The 18,290-nt window shown below is 64.0% G+C and carries 15 protein-coding genes; 3 read left to right on the plus strand and 12 right to left on the minus strand.

The features are described from left to right. Nucleotides 1-467: 467 nt before the first annotated feature. The 3 genes from NPX02_RS13510 to NPX02_RS13520 all read left to right on the plus strand — a co-directional run bounded on the left by NPX02_RS13510 (nt 468) and on the right by NPX02_RS13520 (nt 2,809). A complete protein-coding gene (locus tag NPX02_RS13510) occupies nt 468-1,361 on the plus strand; it encodes a phosphoribosylaminoimidazolesuccinocarboxamide synthase (protein ID WP_260294261.1) in 894 nt (297 codons plus the stop codon). 208 nt (nt 1,362-1,569) lie between these two features. Next, nucleotides 1,570-1,827, plus strand: coding sequence for a glutaredoxin family protein (locus NPX02_RS13515; RefSeq protein ID WP_260294263.1), 258 nt, complete (start codon nt 1,570-1,572; stop codon nt 1,825-1,827). Continuing rightward, nucleotides 1,820-2,809, plus strand: coding sequence for a serine/threonine protein kinase (locus NPX02_RS13520; RefSeq protein ID WP_260294266.1), 990 nt, complete (start codon nt 1,820-1,822; stop codon nt 2,807-2,809). Before NPX02_RS13515 ends, NPX02_RS13520 begins: the two co-directional genes overlap by 8 nt. A 507-nt stretch (nt 2,810-3,316) precedes the next feature. Here NPX02_RS13520 and NPX02_RS21395 read toward each other — a convergent pair. From NPX02_RS21395 to gap, 12 genes are all read right to left on the minus strand, one after another. Continuing rightward, the gene (locus NPX02_RS21395) at nt 3,317-4,420 is read right to left on the minus strand and encodes a methyl-accepting chemotaxis protein (RefSeq protein ID WP_305792875.1); all 1,104 of its coding nucleotides are present in this window, start codon (nt 4,418-4,420) and stop codon (nt 3,317-3,319) included. Nucleotides 4,421-4,731: 311 nt separating this feature from the next. Beyond that, on the minus strand, nt 4,732-6,036 hold the full coding sequence (locus NPX02_RS13535) for a DUF58 domain-containing protein (protein ID WP_260294268.1): 1,305 nt from the start codon (nt 6,034-6,036) through the stop codon (nt 4,732-4,734). Then, nucleotides 6,033-7,058, minus strand: a complete 1,026-nt coding sequence (locus NPX02_RS13540) for an AAA family ATPase (RefSeq protein ID WP_260294270.1) — start codon at nt 7,056-7,058, stop codon at nt 6,033-6,035. Before NPX02_RS13540 ends, NPX02_RS13535 begins: the two co-directional genes overlap by 4 nt. Next, entirely contained in the window at nt 7,051-8,280 is a 1,230-nt protein-coding gene (locus NPX02_RS13545) for a DUF4350 domain-containing protein (protein WP_260294272.1), read from the minus strand. Before NPX02_RS13545 ends, NPX02_RS13540 begins: the two co-directional genes overlap by 8 nt. Continuing rightward, nucleotides 8,273-9,796 (minus strand): DUF4129 domain-containing protein, encoded by a 1,524-nt coding sequence (locus tag NPX02_RS13550; RefSeq protein ID WP_260294275.1) that lies wholly within the window; start codon nt 9,794-9,796, stop codon nt 8,273-8,275. The genes NPX02_RS13545 and NPX02_RS13550 overlap by 8 nt, the downstream gene beginning before the upstream one ends. After that, complete coding sequence (locus tag NPX02_RS13555; protein WP_260294277.1) at nt 9,783-10,772, minus strand: stage II sporulation protein M; 990 nt, start codon at nt 10,770-10,772, stop codon at nt 9,783-9,785. The genes NPX02_RS13550 and NPX02_RS13555 overlap by 14 nt, the downstream gene beginning before the upstream one ends. 1 nt (nt 10,773) lies before the next feature. Continuing rightward, a complete protein-coding gene (locus NPX02_RS13560; RefSeq protein ID WP_260294279.1) occupies nt 10,774-11,451 on the minus strand; it encodes an RDD family protein in 678 nt (225 codons plus the stop codon). 10 nt (nt 11,452-11,461) lie between these two features. Continuing rightward, nucleotides 11,462-12,736 carry a BPSS1780 family membrane protein gene (locus tag NPX02_RS13565; RefSeq protein ID WP_260294282.1) on the minus strand — a complete coding sequence of 425 codons (1,275 nt, stop codon included), beginning with the start codon at nt 12,734-12,736 and terminating at the stop codon, nt 11,462-11,464. Between the two features lie 375 nt (nt 12,737-13,111). Then, nucleotides 13,112-14,176 carry a class II fructose-bisphosphate aldolase gene (fba, locus tag NPX02_RS13570; RefSeq protein ID WP_260294283.1) on the minus strand — a complete coding sequence of 355 codons (1,065 nt, stop codon included), beginning with the start codon at nt 14,174-14,176 and terminating at the stop codon, nt 13,112-13,114. Nucleotides 14,177-14,273: 97 nt separating this feature from the next. Further along, a complete protein-coding gene (pyk, locus tag NPX02_RS13575; RefSeq protein WP_260294284.1) occupies nt 14,274-15,707 on the minus strand; it encodes a pyruvate kinase in 1,434 nt (477 codons plus the stop codon). A 50-nt stretch (nt 15,708-15,757) separates the two neighbouring features. Next, a complete protein-coding gene (locus NPX02_RS13580) occupies nt 15,758-16,939 on the minus strand; it encodes a phosphoglycerate kinase (RefSeq protein ID WP_260294285.1) in 1,182 nt (393 codons plus the stop codon). A gap of 300 nt (nt 16,940-17,239) precedes the next feature. Then, on the minus strand, nt 17,240-18,238 hold the full coding sequence (gap, locus tag NPX02_RS13585; RefSeq protein ID WP_260294286.1) for a type I glyceraldehyde-3-phosphate dehydrogenase: 999 nt from the start codon (nt 18,236-18,238) through the stop codon (nt 17,240-17,242). Nucleotides 18,239-18,290 lie beyond the last annotated feature (52 nt).

The following is an 18,290-nucleotide window of genomic DNA, read 5'->3' on the forward strand; positions in this document are numbered from 1 at the left end:
AATCCATGAATTCACCGCGGATGCGGGTTCTGGATCCCGCCATTCGCCGGGATGACGGGGGCTCTGGGCTTAACTTAGTGCCATTCCCCCTTGTCGCCTTACGGATGGGTTGCGAGAAATTAACCGTTGATGCCGGTGAGGTACGAACCGCATCGATCCACTTCAATGGGCGAATGATGCGGTTCGCAAGCTCACCGGCATCCTACACTCAGCCAGTTGGTAGCCTGGAGGGAGCCCACCCACGGGAACCCGACAGGCACACCTACCCAGGCGGGCGGAATCCGGGGTGCCATTGGACCGAGCCTGTTCCCCGGATTATGCCGCCGCGGCACATAGGGTCCTTCCAGTTTCGACGGTGGCGGCTCATCCGGGCTACGCTACTCACGAGAAAATGTAACAAGGGCTTATTAACAAGCCCCGGATGGGGGTATAATCGCTCCCCTTTCCAGTCACCAAGTTTCACTATTATGAGCCAAGCTGACGCGCTGTTTGAAACCGACCTGCCCCACCTGAAGCTGCTGAATCGCGGCAAGGTCCGGGATATTTTTGATATCGACGAGGGGCACATGCTGATCGTCGCCAGCGACCGCCTGTCGGCCTTCGATGTGGTGCTGCCACAGCCGATCCCCGGCAAGGGCGAGGTGCTGACCCGGGTGGCCAACTTCTGGTTCGGGCGCACCCGCTCCATCCTGCCCAATCACCTCTCCGATCTGCCGCTGGAGCAGGTGGTGCCGGACCCGGCACAGCGGGCGATGCTGGGGGATCGGGCCATCGTGGTGCGCAAGCTGAAGCCGCTGCCGGTGGAGGCGATCGTGCGCGGCTATATCATCGGTTCCGGCTGGAAGGATTATCAGAAGACCGGCGAGGTGTGCGGGATCAAGCTGCCCGCGGGGCTGCGCCAGGCCGACAAGCTGCCGGAGCCGATCTTCACCCCCTCGTCCAAGGCGGAGATGGGGGATCACGATGAGAACATCAGCTTCGCCCAGATGATCGACCTGCTCGGCGAGGAGCTGGCCAACCAGGTCCGCGAGGCGAGCCTGCGCATCTACAGCGAGTGCGCCGACTATGCCCTGCAGAAGGGTATTATCATCGCCGACACCAAGTTCGAGTTCGGCCTGGACGGGCAGGGTCAGCTGTTCCTGATCGATGAGGTGCTGACCCCGGACTCCTCCCGCTTCTGGCCGGCGGACCAGTACCAGCCGGGTATCAGCCCGCCGAGCTTCGACAAGCAGTTCGTGCGCGACTACCTGGAGACCCTGGAGTGGGACAAGACGCCGCCGGGGCCGGTGCTGCCGGACGAGGTGATCAGCAAGACCGCCGACAAGTACCGCGAGGCGGAGCGCATCCTGACCGGCCGTTGATTTCCCCAGGGGGCGATCCGCCACGGCCTTGATCTGCAGGGGTCGGAGTCAATCCGTGAAATCATGTGCAACCAGAGGGGTCGGAGTCAATCCGTGAGATATTGTGGCAGCAAGCGCTGCAGGCTGAACGGATTGACTCCGACCCCGTAGCTACTCCGACCCCTGACCTACCGATCCATCCTACGAGACTGACCGGGTGATACGACTGATGAAAAAGCGACCGACACGCATCACCCTCTACAGCAGCCGTAACTGCGCCCACTGCCGGCGCGCCAAGGCGTATCTGCAGGAGCACCATATCCCGTTCACCGAACAGGACGTGGAGCGCAACCGCCGCGCCCAGCTCGATTTCATGCGCACCGGCGGTCGCGGCGTACCGCTGATCATGGTCGGGGAGCAGCTGATCCAGGGGTTCGAACCGCGCCAGCTGCAGCGGGCGCTGCGCCAGGCCGGATTTGATGTCTGATCCGGGCACACCTTACGCCGACCTGACTCCCGAAACCATTCTCTGTGCGCTGGAATCGGTCGGCTACCGGCCCTCTGGCGGTATGCTGGCCCTGAACAGTTACGAAAACCGGGTCTACCAGATCGGCATGGACGAGGGACCGCCGCTGGTGGCCAAGTTCTACCGGCCGCAGCGCTGGAGCGATGCCAACATTCTGGAGGAGCACCGTTTCACCCTGGCCCTGGCCGCCGACGAGATACCGGTGGTGGCGCCCCTGGAGGATCCCCAGGGCACTACCCTGCACCAGTTCCAGGGCTACCGCTTTGCGCTGTTCCCGCGCCGCGGCGGGCGCTGGCCGGAGCTGGAGAATCCCGACAACCTGGAGTGGATCGGCCGCTTTATCGCCCGCATCCACCTGATCGGTTCCGCCCAGCCGTTCCAGCACCGCCCCACCATCGACCCGGACCAGATGGGCCGCGCCTGCGCGGACTATCTGCTGACCGAGGGCTGTATCCCGCTGGAGCTTGAATCGGGCTATCGACGGGTGACCGAGGCGCTGCAACAGGGCATCGATGAAGCCTTTTCCATGGCCCGGCCGAGTCGCATGATCCGCCTGCATGGCGACTGCCATCCGGGCAATATCCTGTGGACCGAGCAGGGGCCGCACTTCGTGGACATGGATGATTGCCGCAGCGGTCCGGCGATACAGGATCTGTGGATGCTGTTGTCCGGTGACCGTCAGGAGATGGCGCTGCAGCTGAGCTATATCCGCGAGGGCTACGAGACCTTCCGCCAACTGGACAGCCGCGAGGTGGCGCTGATCGAACCCCTGCGCACCCTGCGCATGATCCATTACGCGGCCTGGCTGGCGCGGCGCTGGCAAGACCCCGCCTTTCCCCAGGCCTTCCCCTGGTTCCATACCCACCAGTACTGGCAGTCGCACCTGGGGGAGTTGGAGCAGCAGCTGCGGCTGCTGGATGAGCCGCCGCTGCCGCTCTATTGAGGCGCGATGCAACGGCGTCCCGGATTTCGCCCGCATGGGTCGGTGTGCCTGGCGGGGATTCCGCAATGGTGCGGTTCGCAAGCTCACCAGCACCCTACCGGTTGTGCAAGGTGATTGCCAAGTTACCCTTATTCGCGCTCATTCGCGTTTATTCCATCCTTAGGTCCGTAAACGGTGCATTGCATCCTCGGCTCCGTTATCGGTACATCCCTGTACCACTCCTCTTGCACCACTCCTCGCGGCTACAGATCTCCTGATGATGGGTTCCGTCGTTCCTCCCCCACCCATCCTACGCTCTATATCTGTGGCAATCCTGAGTAGGGTGGGTTAGCGACGCACAGGCACGCTACTTCCAGTCCACGATAATGCCCGCGCGTCGCGTAACCCACCGATTGCGCAATCGCTAAATGGTGAATGACGGCGTATTGTCTGTTTGCTGGGTTAGGTTGACCATCCTACCCGCTGTAGGGGATCCGCCGACGGGCCGAGGCCGGTAGTAACGGTACCTCAGTCTCCCCGCTTGGCGTCGGCCTCCACCTTGTCCAGCATCTCGAACACCTTCTGGCTGTTCTCCTCCATCACCTGAAACGCCTGCATCAGGGCCGGGTAGTTGCGCTGCTCGCCACCGAGTAGCTCGAACACCCCCTTGGTGCCCTGGTGAACCACCGAATGGGGCTGCTCGATTTGCCGGTAGTGACTCGAATGGGAGAAGAACTCCTTGCCGTCCCCTTCGTAATACCACTTGCCCAGGCGGCAGTGGTGGTGATCGACGAAATCAAATGCCGGCTGGTTCAAATTCACCGACAGATAGGTGTTGACCTTCCAGAGTACGTGATCCAGCTTGGCCAGGCTGAGGAAGACGTTGTCGGTCATCAGCGTGACGTCATTAAAATAGGACTGCACCCCGCTACCCATCTTACCCAGTTCCTGCTCGAATCCGCCGACCGCCCCGGAGACCATCTCCACCTTATCGATCACCTGCAGCGATGCCGCGGAGACCGATTTCACATTGTCCTGCATCGCCTGGATCACATCATTGATCTCGGTGATCGCCGCCTGGGTCTTGTCCGCCAGGCCGCGCACCTCGTCGGCGACCACGGCAAAACCGCGCCCCTGCTCGCCGGCCCGGGCCGCCTCGATGGCGGCATTCAACGCCAGCAGGTTGGTCTGTTCGGCGATGCCCTTGATCAGCGCCAGGATGGAACTGATCTCACCGGCGCGGGTGGACATGCCCGCCACCGATTCGCCCGACCGGCTAGACACCTCCGACAGGGTGCCCAGCTCCGTGGTGACCTGCTGGATACGGCTCGACAGGGCGGAGAACTCCCTGCCGATCTCACCGAACCCCGCCAGAGATTGCTTGGCGGCGGTGACCGATTCGGCCAGATTCCCCTGGATATCCACCAGACCCGACTTAAGATGCTTATTCTCACAATGCATCAGGCTGTCGAGTTGCGCCTCGCGACCGGCGGCAACCCGAAAATGCTCCAGCTCGTCACCCTGGGCGGCCAGCTCAGATTTGTGCCGTTCAACCTCCTGGGAAAGCCGTTTATTCTCCTCTTCCAGCTCGATCAAACGCCGTTTTTGTTCGCCATTACCAAACAGTGCCATCTTTACCTCCTGTTCGACTATCCCTGTATTCAGCGGTATTCACCCGCTCCTCTTGCTGCTTCCTGTTACAGCTTATAGCGTCGCCAACCCGACAAACTGTAGGCTAGGAGTCCGTCAATAATTAACGACCTGATTACCCGTCCGCGCCAACTATGGTCAGATACCGTTTCTAAAGCCGTGAGGAGTGGTGCAAGAGGAGTGGTACAGGGATGTACCGTTTACGGAGCCGAGGATGCCATGCGCCACTCCTTGCGGCTAATATTTTCCTGAGCACGGTCGATTCAGATGGCTAATCAGGAATAACTATCACATCAGAGCGTCCCCGACGCCTTGATCATCAAATAGCCGTTCACCAGGGCGACCGGCAACTGGGGTGCCTGCAGGTCCAGGGTCAGCACCCCCTGATGCCGCAGACCGTCCAGACTCTTTCGCCGCTGCTCCAGATAGCCATTGACCGTGTGAAACTGCAGTGCCGAGTCCAGATCATCCACCGGCCGCGCCAGCACTTCATCCAGGATCGACTCGCGCAGATTGGCCACCACCACCAGATGCCGCCGCTTCAGCAGCTGGATCGCCTGGATCAGATCGCTGTGGTCCTCATCCCGGGTGTTGGTCATTACCACCACCAGGGCGCGGCGCGGTTGCAACGACATCAGTTGCCGGGCCGCCAGCAGGAAATCGGCCGCCTCCTGGCCGGCACTCAGGTCATAGGTACGCGACAGCAGATCCTGGACCACCCCCGCCCCTTTGCGCGGCGGCAGCCAGCGATCGGCGCCACCGAAGGTGAGCAGGCCCACCGCATCCCCCTGCCGCGCCGCCACATGGGCCAGTAACAGCAGCGCGTTGAGCGCCTGATCCAGATGCACCCGCCCGGCCTCCTCGTGGCGCATGCGGCGGCCGCAATCGAGCAGAAACAGCACCTGCTGGTCACGCTCGTCCTGATACTCCTTGGAGATCAGCTTGCGGTAGCGCGAACTGGCCTTCCAGTCGATCTGGCGCAGGGCATCGCCGGCGCGGTACTCACGCAGCTGATGGAAGTCATTGCCCTGCCCGCGCCGCTGGCGCCGGCGCACCCCCATCTGACTGAGCCGGTGATCCGTCGCCAGCAGGGCATAGCGGCCAATCTCCTGAAAATCGGGAAACACCTTGACCCCTTCGGCCAGGGCATGAAAATGGCGGCGGCGCCAGAAACCGAGTGGCGAGGCGACGATCAGGTCACAGCCGCTGAATGCGGCGTCACCCCGGCGCCGCGGCTTCACCCGGTATTCGACACACCCCGCACGGTGCGCCGGGAGATCCAGTGCGGCGGGCATGCCCTCGCACTCGAATCCGCCCGGATGATGATCATGCAGCCACAGCCGCAGGGGACGGGCGCCCGGATTATCCAGGCGCAGCACCACCTTCGACCACACCCCGACCGGGATGCTGTGGCGCAGGGTGCGGCTGAGAGTGATGTTTGGGGCCCTGCGCACCAGCAGGGCGTCCAGCAGCAATACCCCGCAAAGCAGCCAGAACAGCACCAGCCAGAGCTCGTGCAGCGCCGGATAGAAGGCCGCCGGCAACGCCGGCAGGCTGACCCCAAGCGCGGCCCAGAGCAGCGACCGGCTCGGCGTCATATGCGCGGCGCATCCACATTGACCAGGATGTCGGCCAGCACATCGTCCGCCTGGTAGCCTTCGATCTCCAGGTCGGTGGTCAGCTTCATGCGGTGGCGCAGCACCGCCGTGGCGACCGCCTTGACGTCGTCCGGAGTGACGAAGGCGTTGCCCTCCAGCAGGGCGTGGGCACGGGCGGCACGCAGCAGCGAGATGCTGCCGCGTGGTCCCGGCCCCACCTCGACCCCACTCCAGTCCCGCGCCGTGCGCACGATGCGCACCGCGTAGCCGACAATCTGTTCATCCACCCGCAGGCGGGCCGCCGCCCGCTGCAGTTTCAACACCTGTGCCGGGTTCAGCAGGCCGCGCACCGCCGAGATATCCAGTTGATCGCCCACCACCCCATTGGTGACGTGATGCACCAGTGCCTGCTCCTCCTCCTGGGCGGGATAGTCGATAAACACCTTGAGCAGAAAACGGTCCAGCTGGGCTTGGGGCAGGGGGTAGGTCCCCTCCTGTTCGATCGGGTTCTGGGTGGCCAGGACCAGGAACGGCAGCTCCAGCGGATACGAGGTCCCCTCGATGGTGACCTGCTGCTCCTGCATCACCTCCAGCAGGGCCGACTGGGTCTTGGCCGGTGCCCGGTTGATCTCGTCCGCCAGCAGGAAGTTGCAGAATACCGGGCCCTTGCGCACCCGGAAGGCGTCGCGCTTCATGTCGAACATCACATGCCCGCTGATATCGCTCGGCATCAGGTCCGGGGTGAACTGGACGCGGCTGAAATGGCCGCCCACGGCCGCCGCCAGGGCGCGTACCAGCAGGGTCTTGCCCAGTCCCGGGACGCCCTCCACCAACACATGCCCGGCCGCCAGCAGACCGATAATCACCTCGCGGATGACCCGGTTCTGTCCGATCACCGCCCGTTGCACCTCGCGTTCCAGACCCTGGACCTGATCCAGCGTCTCCTGATCCAGCGCCTGATCCAGTGTTTCGGGGCACAGACCACCGCTCGGCGGCGCTGCCACGTTCATATCCTCATCCACGCGTCTTCTCCTGTATATGCAACCGCGCCGCCAGTCTCTGTTGGACTGCCGTCACCTGAATAAATGCCTGTTCGCCCTGATACCCGCCATAGAGTGCCCGTTCCACCGCCTGCGGCGAGAGTCCGGCATGTTGCGCGATCCATTGGCAGCGCTCCCCCTGCTCCAGGGTCGCCAGCACGGGATGGCGCTGCCGCCACGCCTGCTCCAGCGCCGCCTGGGATTGGCCGAAGGTAACAGCCGCCTGGTCGGTACGCCAGAGGTAACGGCTCACCGCCGCCAGATGCTCCATCAGGTTGCGCCGCACCACCTGCCCGGGGGTGATGACCGGCCCGCTGCGCCGGGCCAGCGACCAGACCAGCAGCAGCCCCAGGGCAGCAAGAGAAATGACCAGCCCCGGAGCCAGGCGCCACAGCAATTGCGGCAACGGCGGCATGTCGCTGCTGTAGAGCAGCCAGGCGCGTCGCTGCTGGCCCACCAGCCGCGCCAACAGCAGGGCATGATCCTGCTCACCGATCGCGGCATTGGCGAAGATCTCCAGGCCGCCGATCACCGTGATCCGTCCCTGCCCCAGCCGATACTGCAGCAGATGGGCGCCCGCCTCCGTCTCGATCGTCCAGTCGGCCCGTCCCTGACTGTCGAACAGCAGGCGCCGGTCACTGAAGGCGACACCCATCCGCTCACCAGTTGCGGGCAGCTCGAACAGCACCGGCGCCGGTTTATCACCGGTTGCGAGGGTGCGGTCATCCGCGGGTTGATCCGCGGGTGGCGTGTCGTCGCTGGGCTCGGGGTTGACGGACTGAGGGTCGACGAACTGGGGGTGGACTCCCAGGGCGTCCAGCAGATTGTTGCCGCTGCTCTGGGCCTCGTCATCCCAGGCCTCCTGCGGGGTGATCAGCAGATGACCACCTTGCCGCACCCACCCCAGCAGCACCTGTTCGCGCTCCGGTGGCAGGCTCACGCCCAGCCGGTAGACCAGCAGCAGACCGGGCTCCGCCGGCGGGGTCAGCAGGCGGTCACGGCCACTGATGCTCTCGGCATCCAGGCCGATGCCGTTGAGGAAACGCTCGGCCGCCAGCAGCGGGTTTCTTTTTGCCAGCGGCGACATCCCTTCGACGATCTCGCGGCTGCGCTGTTCATGATTGGCGAAGAACCACTGCACACCCCAGCCCGCGAGCAGCAACAGCAACACCCCGATCAACGCCCATGTCAGCCGATTACCCATGGCCCGGCTCTCCGCCGAACAGCCGCTGCCATTCATCACACAACCCGGCCACCTGCCGTGCATCCGCCGGCTGATGCCCGTAGGCCGCCGCGATCCAGACCCGCGTCAGGCGGACAAAGAAGGCGCTCTCGCCCTCGGGACAGACCGCCCGCACCCGGGCAACACACTCGCCCTCGGTGGCACTGTCCGCTATCTCCAGCCGCTCATGCCGCAGCAGCGCCACCAGCACCCCGCGGTAGAGCAGGCTCAATGCCGCGCGGATCTCCCCTTGCTGCAGCAGCCGCCGGCACTCCCCGGCGATGTCGGCCGGCAGCGACTGGCTGTCCAACGACAGCCCGAACAGGCTGGCCGGGCGCTGCCGCCTTGCGCTCGGCGGCCGGCGGATCACCAGGGACTCCCGGTTGCCCCAGGCCTTGTACAGCAGCCAGGCCAGCAGCACGCCCGCCCCGATCAGCAACACGCCCTTGCCGAAGGCGGCGGTCCCGCGGCCGAAGCCCTCCAGCACCTCCAACAGCCACTGCAGCAACCAGTGCGGATCATCCCGATCGGCCGCCGGCTCCTCCGCCGCGCCGATGTATTTCCAGTAGGTCTCCTGTTTGCGCTGGCCGAACGCCTCATCCGCCAGCACCTGCGCTATCACCGTTTTGGCCTCCCGGGATTCCAGGGCCGCGGCAGGCAGATCGGGGACATAGCCACCGGCCAGCAACGCGCCGCACAGCAGCAGGCTCAGCGCCCCCCCGGACGTACCGGCCGGACGGGCGGGACGGGCTTCCCGGCTGCTCTGTTTCCTGCTGATCAGGCGGCGGAAGGCCAGCTCGATATCCCACGCCTCGAGTTCGGTGCGCCGGGTCAGGTAGAGGGCGAAACCGGCCGCCACATAGAAGGGGGCGATCAGGGACATGGCGAACAGGTCACCCAGATGCTGCAGCCACTGCTCCAGACGCCCGGGATTGAACAGGAAATTGTCCAGGTCCAGCCAGCGCAACTCCTCGGGCAGCATGATGACGATCAGAAAGATGAAGGAGAGTTCCAGAATGATCTCGAAATGCATCCCCACGATGGTCAGCCAGGTACTCGCCTGCTGTCCCCGCCCCAGCACCGCCACCCGTTTTTTGCGCGCCTTGCCGCGGAGCCTTTCCAGTACCGTCACCGGCATGTTGAAGGAGCGGTTGGGGTTGAAGCGGCGCCAGGTCAGGTTGACCAGCAGTTGCGGGAAAACGACCCGGAACGCCTGCCGCAGGGCGGCGCGCAGGGGGATCCGGTCGGCAAACAGGGCGCGGCTCAGCCAGAACAGCAGCAGCGGCTCGTAGGCCGGCTTGCACCACCAGACGATCAGGATGACCCACAAGGGGTGGTCGGGAAGCAGCAGCGCCGCCAGCAGATAGACCGGCAGCGCCAGGGCCAGCCAGAGCAGCCAGAGCGGCACGAACCAGACGCGGGCCATGGCAAAGCCGAGGTCGATCGCCTCCCAGGGGGTGCGGGGACGCACGGTGACGGCGATCCTATCCAGTTCCATGCGCTTCCCGGCCGGCAAACCCCAGATAATACACCACCAGCAGCCAGAGCAGGCCGGCCACGCCGTACTTGATTTCGACGGCCGCCGTGCCGGAGGACCAGAAGGCCTCGATAACGGCAGCGATCAGCAGCATGAAGGCCGCCCCCATCACCAGCGGCAGCGCCTCCCGGGCACGCCGCTTCAGGGCGTCCAGCCGGGTCAGCTGTCCGGGGGCGATCAGGGCGTGGCCGAGGATCAGCCCCGAGGCCCCGCAGATGGCGATGGCGGTCAACTCGAACGCGCCGTGACCGCTGACAAAGGACCAGAAGGTGTCCTGATAGCCGACCCGGGTCAGGTGGCCGGCCACGGCGCCGATGGCCACGCCGTTGAACAGCAACAGCAGCACCGAGCCGAGACCGAACAGCATGCCGCCGGCGAAGGTGCGGAAGCCGATGCCGATATTGTTGGAGATGTAGTGGCCGAACATCATCATGTCGGTCTCCGCGCTGCGCTCCAGGGAGCGACCCGGTTTGCGGTTGCCCGGATCATACATCGCCTCCATGCCGGCCACCTGATCCTCATCCATCACGCTGTAGATCAGCTCCGGCTGCAGATAGCAGAAGCCGCCCACCAGCAGCCCGGGCAGGACCAGCAGCACCGCCGCCAGCCAGAAGTAGCGGATTTGCCGGCGCAGGGCGCGCGGGAAGCCATAGGCAATGAACTGCACCAGGCGCCACAGTTCGGCGCTGCGTCCCGAGTAGAGCTGGCGATGGCCGCGCAACACCAGTTCATGCAGCTGCTGCTCCAGGGCCGGGCTGTAGTGGCGGCTGCGGGCGATCGCATAGTGATTGCAGAGTTCACGATAGAGCGACGGCAGCCGCGCCAGTTCGGCCCGGCTGTGGCGGCGCTTGCGTCGGGATCGCTCCAGATCGTCCAGCAGCAGCCGCAGCTGTTCCCAGGCGTCCCGGTGGCGGCGTTCGAAATCGAGTTGGCGCATGCTAGCGCCCCTGCGCCAGCCAGCTGGCGTAGGCGTGCAGTTCGGTCACCGCCGCCGTCCCCTGCCGGCCGCTCAGGGCGGAGAGGATCTCGGCCAGCTCGACCTGCCGTTCCGCGGTCAACAGCGGTGTGCGTTCGGCAAAGGCCAGCAGGGTCCGCTGCTCCTCGCGGGTCAACGGCTGGGGCGGATGAATGGGGGTCACCTCCGGCAACTCGTGGCGCTGAGTGGCCTTGTCCCGATACACCACCAGGGTGCCGGCGGCGAGGTCGCCCAGGCGCTGGAAATTGCGGTTCAGCAGCATGGAGGCCAGCCCGGCGGCATACAGAAAAGGCAGGAAATCGGCCGCCCGCAACAGATTCCTGAGCAGTGAGGCGGACCAGGATACCGGCGTGCCGTTATCCTGGATCACCTCCAGCCCCATCGCCTTCTTGCCCGGCGTGGCGCCCTGGCGCAGCTCGAAGAACACCGGATAGAACCATTCGATGAGAAAGAACACCACCAGGCTGAGGCCGAACCCCAGGCCACCGAGGAACGAGAAGGGGATGGCGATGGCCAGATAGAGACCGGCGCGGATCAGCATGTCGATGGCCCAGGCGCAGCTGCGCACCACCGGTCCGGCAATGCGCAGGCCCAGGGCGATCCCCTCAGGGGTCTCATAACGGCGGGTGGTATCCAGCATTAAACGGCATTCATTGGTAGTAGATATCGCGATAGGCAGTATACATGGAGGCGGTCATCACCGGCATCACCACCAGCAGGCCGAGGCCCACGGGCAGGGCGCCGAGGAAAAACAGGACCAGGCCCACAACACCATACAGCAGGAACGGCAGGATGTTGCGGACACAGCCGGAGAAGCTCAGTTTCATGGCACTGAGGGCCGACATCCCCTCCATGGCGATCAGGGCGGGGGCGAACCAGTAGGCCATCATCAGCGGAATGGAGAGACCGAGACCCACCAGTATCAGCAGCAGCACCGAGCCGACGCCCATGGCCGATGCAATGGCACCGGGATCGGCATTCTGCATCGCATCCATCCCCCCCAGCATGCCGATCAGCATCCCGCCGCCAACCATGCCCAGCACAAAGGTAAGGGCGATAACGCCGATCAGGTAGAGCAGCCCGACCAGCATCAGTTGGCCAACACTGGAGGAGAAGCCGGCAAACAGGTGGCTGAGCTCGAAATCGTCCCCGTGCTCCTGGGCGGCGCAGCCGAGCATCAGGCCGGCAAGGATCACCGGCGAAACCAGGGTGATCACCAGCGAGCCGATGAACGGCACCAGACTGAGCACCACCGAGAGCACCACCCAGACCACCAGGGCGATGATCCAGGCCAGCGGATTCTGCCGGAAATGCCAGAAGCCGCGCCGGATCCACGCCCAGCCGTGGCCGATCGGCCGGGACTGCGGACCGGACAGCTCGCCGCGTTGCGCCTCGCCCACCAGTTCGGCCCGGGGCGCGGCATAGGGATCCTTGGCGCTGGCCGACGCTTCGCTATAGCTCGTCTGTTCGGCGTCGGCCGCCTGGCGGACCAGGTACTTGGGGATGACGATGCCACAGCTGAGGCAGGTGTCATGCTCCAGGTTTTCCGAGCCGCACTTGGGACAGGTTGGCGCTGTCGGTGCGCGGGAAGGCTGCGCGGCGGCATCCAGAGAGGCGACCGTGGGGCTTTCGGTATCAAACAGCGGTTCTAATGAGAGTCCGGCCGAGAGTCCACTCGGAGCAGACTCCTGCCTGATCGGCTCCAACCGCACGACCATGCCGATCGCCTCCAGCGCCTGCCGGTATTTTTCCGCCTTCGCCTCCTCCAGGGCCTTTTTCAGGGTGATCTCACGAGATGCCGTGAATAGCTTCCGGGCCTTCTCCTCGGACACCTTGAAGCGGCGACAAAACTCCGCTATCGCATCGTCTATTTCTGTGCCCAGCCGCAGCTGGCCGGTATAGATCACGCTGTAGTGCTCACCCACTATCCCGCTCCTATCATTCTCGTTGTTATGCCGCGACCGTCCCCTGACAACCGCACTCCAGGCCCGCAACCACCATCCCGACTCTCCCCTACATTGCGACGGTACCAGGGCACTGATAGCGGAGTTTATGCCATGAGCGTGAAAATCTAAATCCTGAAAACGGAAAAATACCCTTCCGGGCCGCTATTTTGTCGGCTCTGCCCGGTTTCGCCGTGCACACCGGCGACAAAATCGGCCCGGAGCGGGCCTCCTGCTGAGTTGGTGCGATGCGCATCTACCGCCACCACACCCTGCCCGGTCAAGCGGCTCCCCGGCTATCCACGATAAAAAAGGGCGCCTGAAGGCGCCCTTTCACTCTACCGGAGAACCGCTGGATCAGCTGATCTTCGGGTCCAGCTCGCCGCTCTCGTACAGGCCGAACATAGTCTCCAGGGACTGGGCGCGGATCTTGGACGCATGGCCATTACAGCCGAAGGCCTCGTAACGCGCCTTGCAGATCTCCTTCATTCCCTTGGTCGCCTCCTTGTAGAACTTGCGCGGATCGAAGTTGGAGGGGGCGTCGTGCAGGTGCCGGCGGATCGCGCCGGTCGAGGCCATGCGCAGGTCGGTGTCGATATTGACCTTGCGCACGCCGTGCTTGATGCCTTCGACAATCTCCTCCACCGGTACGCCATAGGTCTGGCCCATGTCGCCGCCGTAGTTGTTGATGATGGCCAGCCACTCCTGCGGCACCGAGGAGGAGCCGTGCATCACCAGGTGGGTGTTGGGGATGCGCTGATGGATCTCCTTGATACGGTCGATGCGCAGCACCTCGCCGGTCGGCTTCTTGGTGAACTTGTAGGCGCCGTGGGAGGTGCCGATGGCGATCGCCAGGGCATCCACCTGGGTCAGCTTGACGAAGTCGGCTGCCTGCTCGGGGTCGGTCAGCAGCTGATCCATGTCCAGCTTGCCCACGGCACCGATGCCATCCTCTTCGCCCGCCTCGCCGGTCTCCAGGGAACCGAGACAGCCCAGCTCGCCCTCCACCGAGACACCGCCGGCGTGGGCCATCTCCACCACCCGGCGGGTCACGTCCACGTTGTACTCATAGGAGGCGGGGGTCTTGCCATCGCTCATCAGCGAACCGTCCATCATCACCGAGGAGAAACCGGACTGGATGGAACGCAGGCAGACCGCCGGGGAGGTGCCGTGATCCTGGTGCATGACGATGGGGATGTGCGGATAGGCCTCCAGGGCCGCCAGGATCAGGTGGCGCAGGAAGGTTTCCCCGGCATAGGCGCGCGCGCCCGCCGAACCCTGCATGATGACCGGACTGTCGGTCTCGTGCGCCGCCTGCATGATGGCGTGCACCTGCTCCATATTGTTGACATTGAAAGCCGGCATACCGAACTGGTGATCGGCGGCATAATCCAGCAGCTGTCGCATGGAAATTAGAGGCATGATGTTCTCCTTCTCAGATAATTATTTGTTTAATCCGCCGGACGAAATCCCGTCCGTCTTGTAATCAGGTAATCCCTGGAAATCACTCAGCACGGACTCAGCAGTGCTCGCCGACGCGCAATATCTTCATTACATTGGTACCGCCCATGACCCCGCTGGTATCGCCCTTGGTGATGATCAACAGGTCGCCGTTGCGCACCGCCCCGCGCTGCAGCATCTCGCTGACAATCGCCTTGTTGATATCCTGGTCGCTGTCGTTGGAGACATCGAAGCTGACCGGGTAGACGCCACGAAACAGGGTCACCTTGCGGCGGGTCGCCACGTGCGAGGTCAGGGCATAGATCGGGATACCCGAGCTGATGCGCGACATCCACATCGGGGTATAGCCGGTCTCGGTCCAGGTCGCAATGGCGGCCACGTCCAGGTGGTTTGCGGTATACATGGCGGCCATGGCGATCGCCTCGTCGATACGACCGAACACGCTGTTCAGGCGATGGTGCGATTTGCGTACCTTGAGTTGTTTCTCCGCCTCGCGGCAGATCTTGCCCATCGCCGCCACCGTCTGCACCGGGTAGTGGCCGGCCGCCGTCTCCGCCGAGAGCATCACCGCATCGGTGCCGTCCAGCACCGCATTGGCCACGTCGAACACCTCGGCGCGGGTCGGAATGGGATGCTCAATCATCGATTCCATCATCTGGGTGGCGGTGATCGCCACCTTGTTGCGCGAGCGGGCCAGGCGGATCAGCCGCTTCTGTACCGCCGGTAGTTCCGCATCGCCGATCTCGACGCCGAGGTCGCCGCGGGCGATCATGATCGCCTCCGAGGCCGCGATGATCTCCTCGATCACATCCAGCGCCTCGGCCCGCTCCACCTTGGCAACGATGCCGCCGCTGCCGCCCGCCTCGCGCAGCAGCGCCCGGGCCTGGTCCACATCCTCGGCATTGCGCACGAAGGAGACGGCCAGGTAGTCGGCCTCGATACTCGCGGCGAACAGGATATCCTCCTTGTCCTTGTCGGTCAGCGCGGGGGCGGACAGGCCGCCGCCCTGCTTGTTGATGCCCTTGCTATTGGAGAGTTCGCCGCCGGTCTCCACCTTGCAGCGGATCTCGGTCTCACCCACCTCTTCGACCCAGAGCATAATGGCGCCGTCGGCCAGCACCAGGGTATCGCCCCGCTTCACATCCCGGATCAACTCGGGAAAGGTCAGACCGACCCGGTGCTGGTCGCCGTCCCGGGGACCGCACTGGGTATCCAGGACGAACTGTTCGCCCTGCACCAGGAACACCTTGCCCTCGCGGAAGCCGGTGATGCGGATCTTCGGCCCCTGCAGGTCCACCAGCAGACCGACCTGGCGGCCGCTGGCGCGCGCCCGGTCACGCACGATCTCCGCGCGTCGCCGGTGCTCTTCATGGGTACCGTGGGAGAGATTCAGGCGCACCACATCCACACCGGCGCCGATCAGTTGATCCAGCACCTTGGGGTCATCGGTGGCCGGACCCAGTGTGGCCAGAATTTTGGTTCTTCTTAACATAGTATCTCCGGGACCGGCGTCCGCTGCTACGCACGCCGCCCCTCAGTTCTTCATCCAGCCGCGCGCGACTCCAGCATCTCCACCGCCGGCAGCTTCTTGCCTTCCAGGAACTCCAGGAAGGCACCGCCACCGGTTGAGATGTAGGAGACACGATCGGCAATGGCATACTTATCCACGGCGGCCAGGGTATCGCCGCCACCTGCAATCGAAAATGCCGAAGAGTCGGCGATCGCCAAGCCCAGGGTCTGGGTGCCGGCGCCAAATTGATCGAACTCGAATACGCCCACTGGACCGTTCCAGACGATGGTGCCGGCGGTCTTCATCAGCTCGGCAAAGCGCGCCGCGGTCTGCGGACCGATATCGAAAATCATGTCGTCATCCGCCACGTCCTCGACCCGCTTGACCGTGGCCTCGGCGGACTCCGAGAACTCCTTGCCGCAGACGACGTCGGTGGGCACCGGAATCTCGCCGCCCTTGGACTTCGCCACCTCCATCAGGCGCTTCGCCTCCGGAATCAGGTCGGCCTCGTACAGCGACTTGCCCACGTTGTAGCCGGCCGCCGCGATAAAGGTGTTGGCGATACCGCCGCCGGGGATCAGCTGATCGACGATCTTGGACAGGGCATCCAGCACGGTCAGCTTGGTGGAGACCTTGGAGCCGCCGACGATGGCCGCCATGGGACGGGCCGGATTGTCCAGGGCCCGGCCCAGCGCCTCCAGTTCGCCGGCCAGCAGCGGACCGGCGCAGGCGGTGGGGGCATAGGTGCCGGCGCCGTGGGTCGAGGCCTGGGCGCGGTGGGCGGTGCCGAAAGCGTCCATCACGTAGACATCGCACAGCGCCGCGTACTTGCGCGACAGCGCCTCGTCATTCTTCTTTTCACCCGGATTGAAACGAACATTCTCCAGCAGCACCACGTCGCCGTCGGCCATGGCGGGCGGGGTATCCAGGTAGTCGCTGACCAGCCGCACATCCTTGCCCAGCGCCTCAGCGAGGTAGCTGGCCACCGGCTGCAGCGAAAACTCCTCGGCATACTCGCCCTCGGTGGGCCGACCCAGATGGGACATCAGCATCACCCGGGCGCCGGCCTTGACACAGTGCTCGATGGTCGGCAGCGAGGCGCGGATGCGCTTATCCGAGGCCACCTTGCCCGCCTTGATAGGCACGTTCAGATCCTGGCGGATCAGTACCCGTTTGCCGGCAAGGTCAAGATCGGTCATTTTGATTACGGACATGGAAAGGATCTCCTGGGAACGCGTGTTTATTATTCAAAAGGGATTGGATGAAACGGTTATTTCAGCAAATACCTCTTAACTGGACATGCGATGGCCCCGGTGCAGCAGGACGACATCTTCCAACACTGTGTGGGGCGAGAATCTGCCGTCTTGCTTGCCGGGACGCCGTAAACCCATCCCTGGGGGCTTGCCGCGGCCATCCATGGCCGCGGACACCCGTCAATCAAGCCGTCAGATTCTCTCTCACAAGCCGTTGCGTGTTTAGATGAAGCGGCCCTGCTCGGGAGCAGGGCGATCTGGTTACTGCTGCATGACGCGGACCATCTCCAGCACCTTGCTGGAGTAACCCCACTCGTTGTCGTACCAGGAGACGACCTTGACGAAGGTCTTGTCCAGGGCGATGCCGGCCTCCTCGTCGAAGGTGGAGGTGCAGGACTCGCCGCGGAAATCGGTGGAGACCACCTTCTCGTTGGTGTAGCCCAGCACGCCCTTCATCTTGCCCTCGGAGGCGTCCTTCATGGCGCTGCAGATCTCCGCGTAGCTCGCCTCGGTCTTCAGCTCGACGGTGAGGTCCACCACCGACACGTCCGAGGTGGGCACGCGGAACGCCATGCCGGTGAGCAGGCCGTTCAGCTCCGGGATCACCTTGCCGACCGCCTTGGCCGCACCGGTGGATGAGGGGATCATGTTCTCCAGGATACCGCGGCCACCGCGCCAGTCCTTCATCGACGGGCCGTCCACGGTCTTCTGGGTGGCGGTCGCCGCATGCACGGTGGTCATCAGGCCACGCTTGATACCGAAGCTGTCGTTCAGCACCTTGACGATCGGGGCCAGACAGTTGGTGGTGCAGGAGGCGTTGGAGATGATGGTCTCACCGGCATATTTCTCGTGGTTCACGCCATACACGAACATCGGCGTGTCGTCCTTGCTGGGGGCGCTCTGGATCACCTTTTTGGCGCCGGCGGCGAGATGCTTCTCGCAGGTCTCCTTGGTCAGGAACAAGCCGGTGGACTCGACCACCACCTCGGCACCGACCTCGTCCCACTTCAGGTTGGCCGGATCGCGCTCGGCGGTTAGGCGGATCGGCTTGCCGTTGACGATCAGGGTATTGCCGTCGACGGCGATATCGCCCTTGAAGCGGCCGTGCACCGAATCGTATTTCAGCATGTATGCCAGATACTCGGGGTCCAGCAGATCATTGATACCGACGATCTCGATATCGTCAAAATTCTGTACGGCGGCACGGAATACCATGCGTCCGATTCGACCAAAACCGTTAATGCCTACTTTTATAGTCATTAGCAAAACCTCCAGATAAGTTGTTATTTACTGCAATCAGATTTCCCGGCCG

Origin of the sequence: Sedimenticola hydrogenitrophicus, from assembly GCF_025175675.1 — a bacterium.
Classification (GTDB): Bacteria; Pseudomonadota; Gammaproteobacteria; order Chromatiales; family Chromatiaceae; genus Sedimenticola; species Sedimenticola hydrogenitrophicus.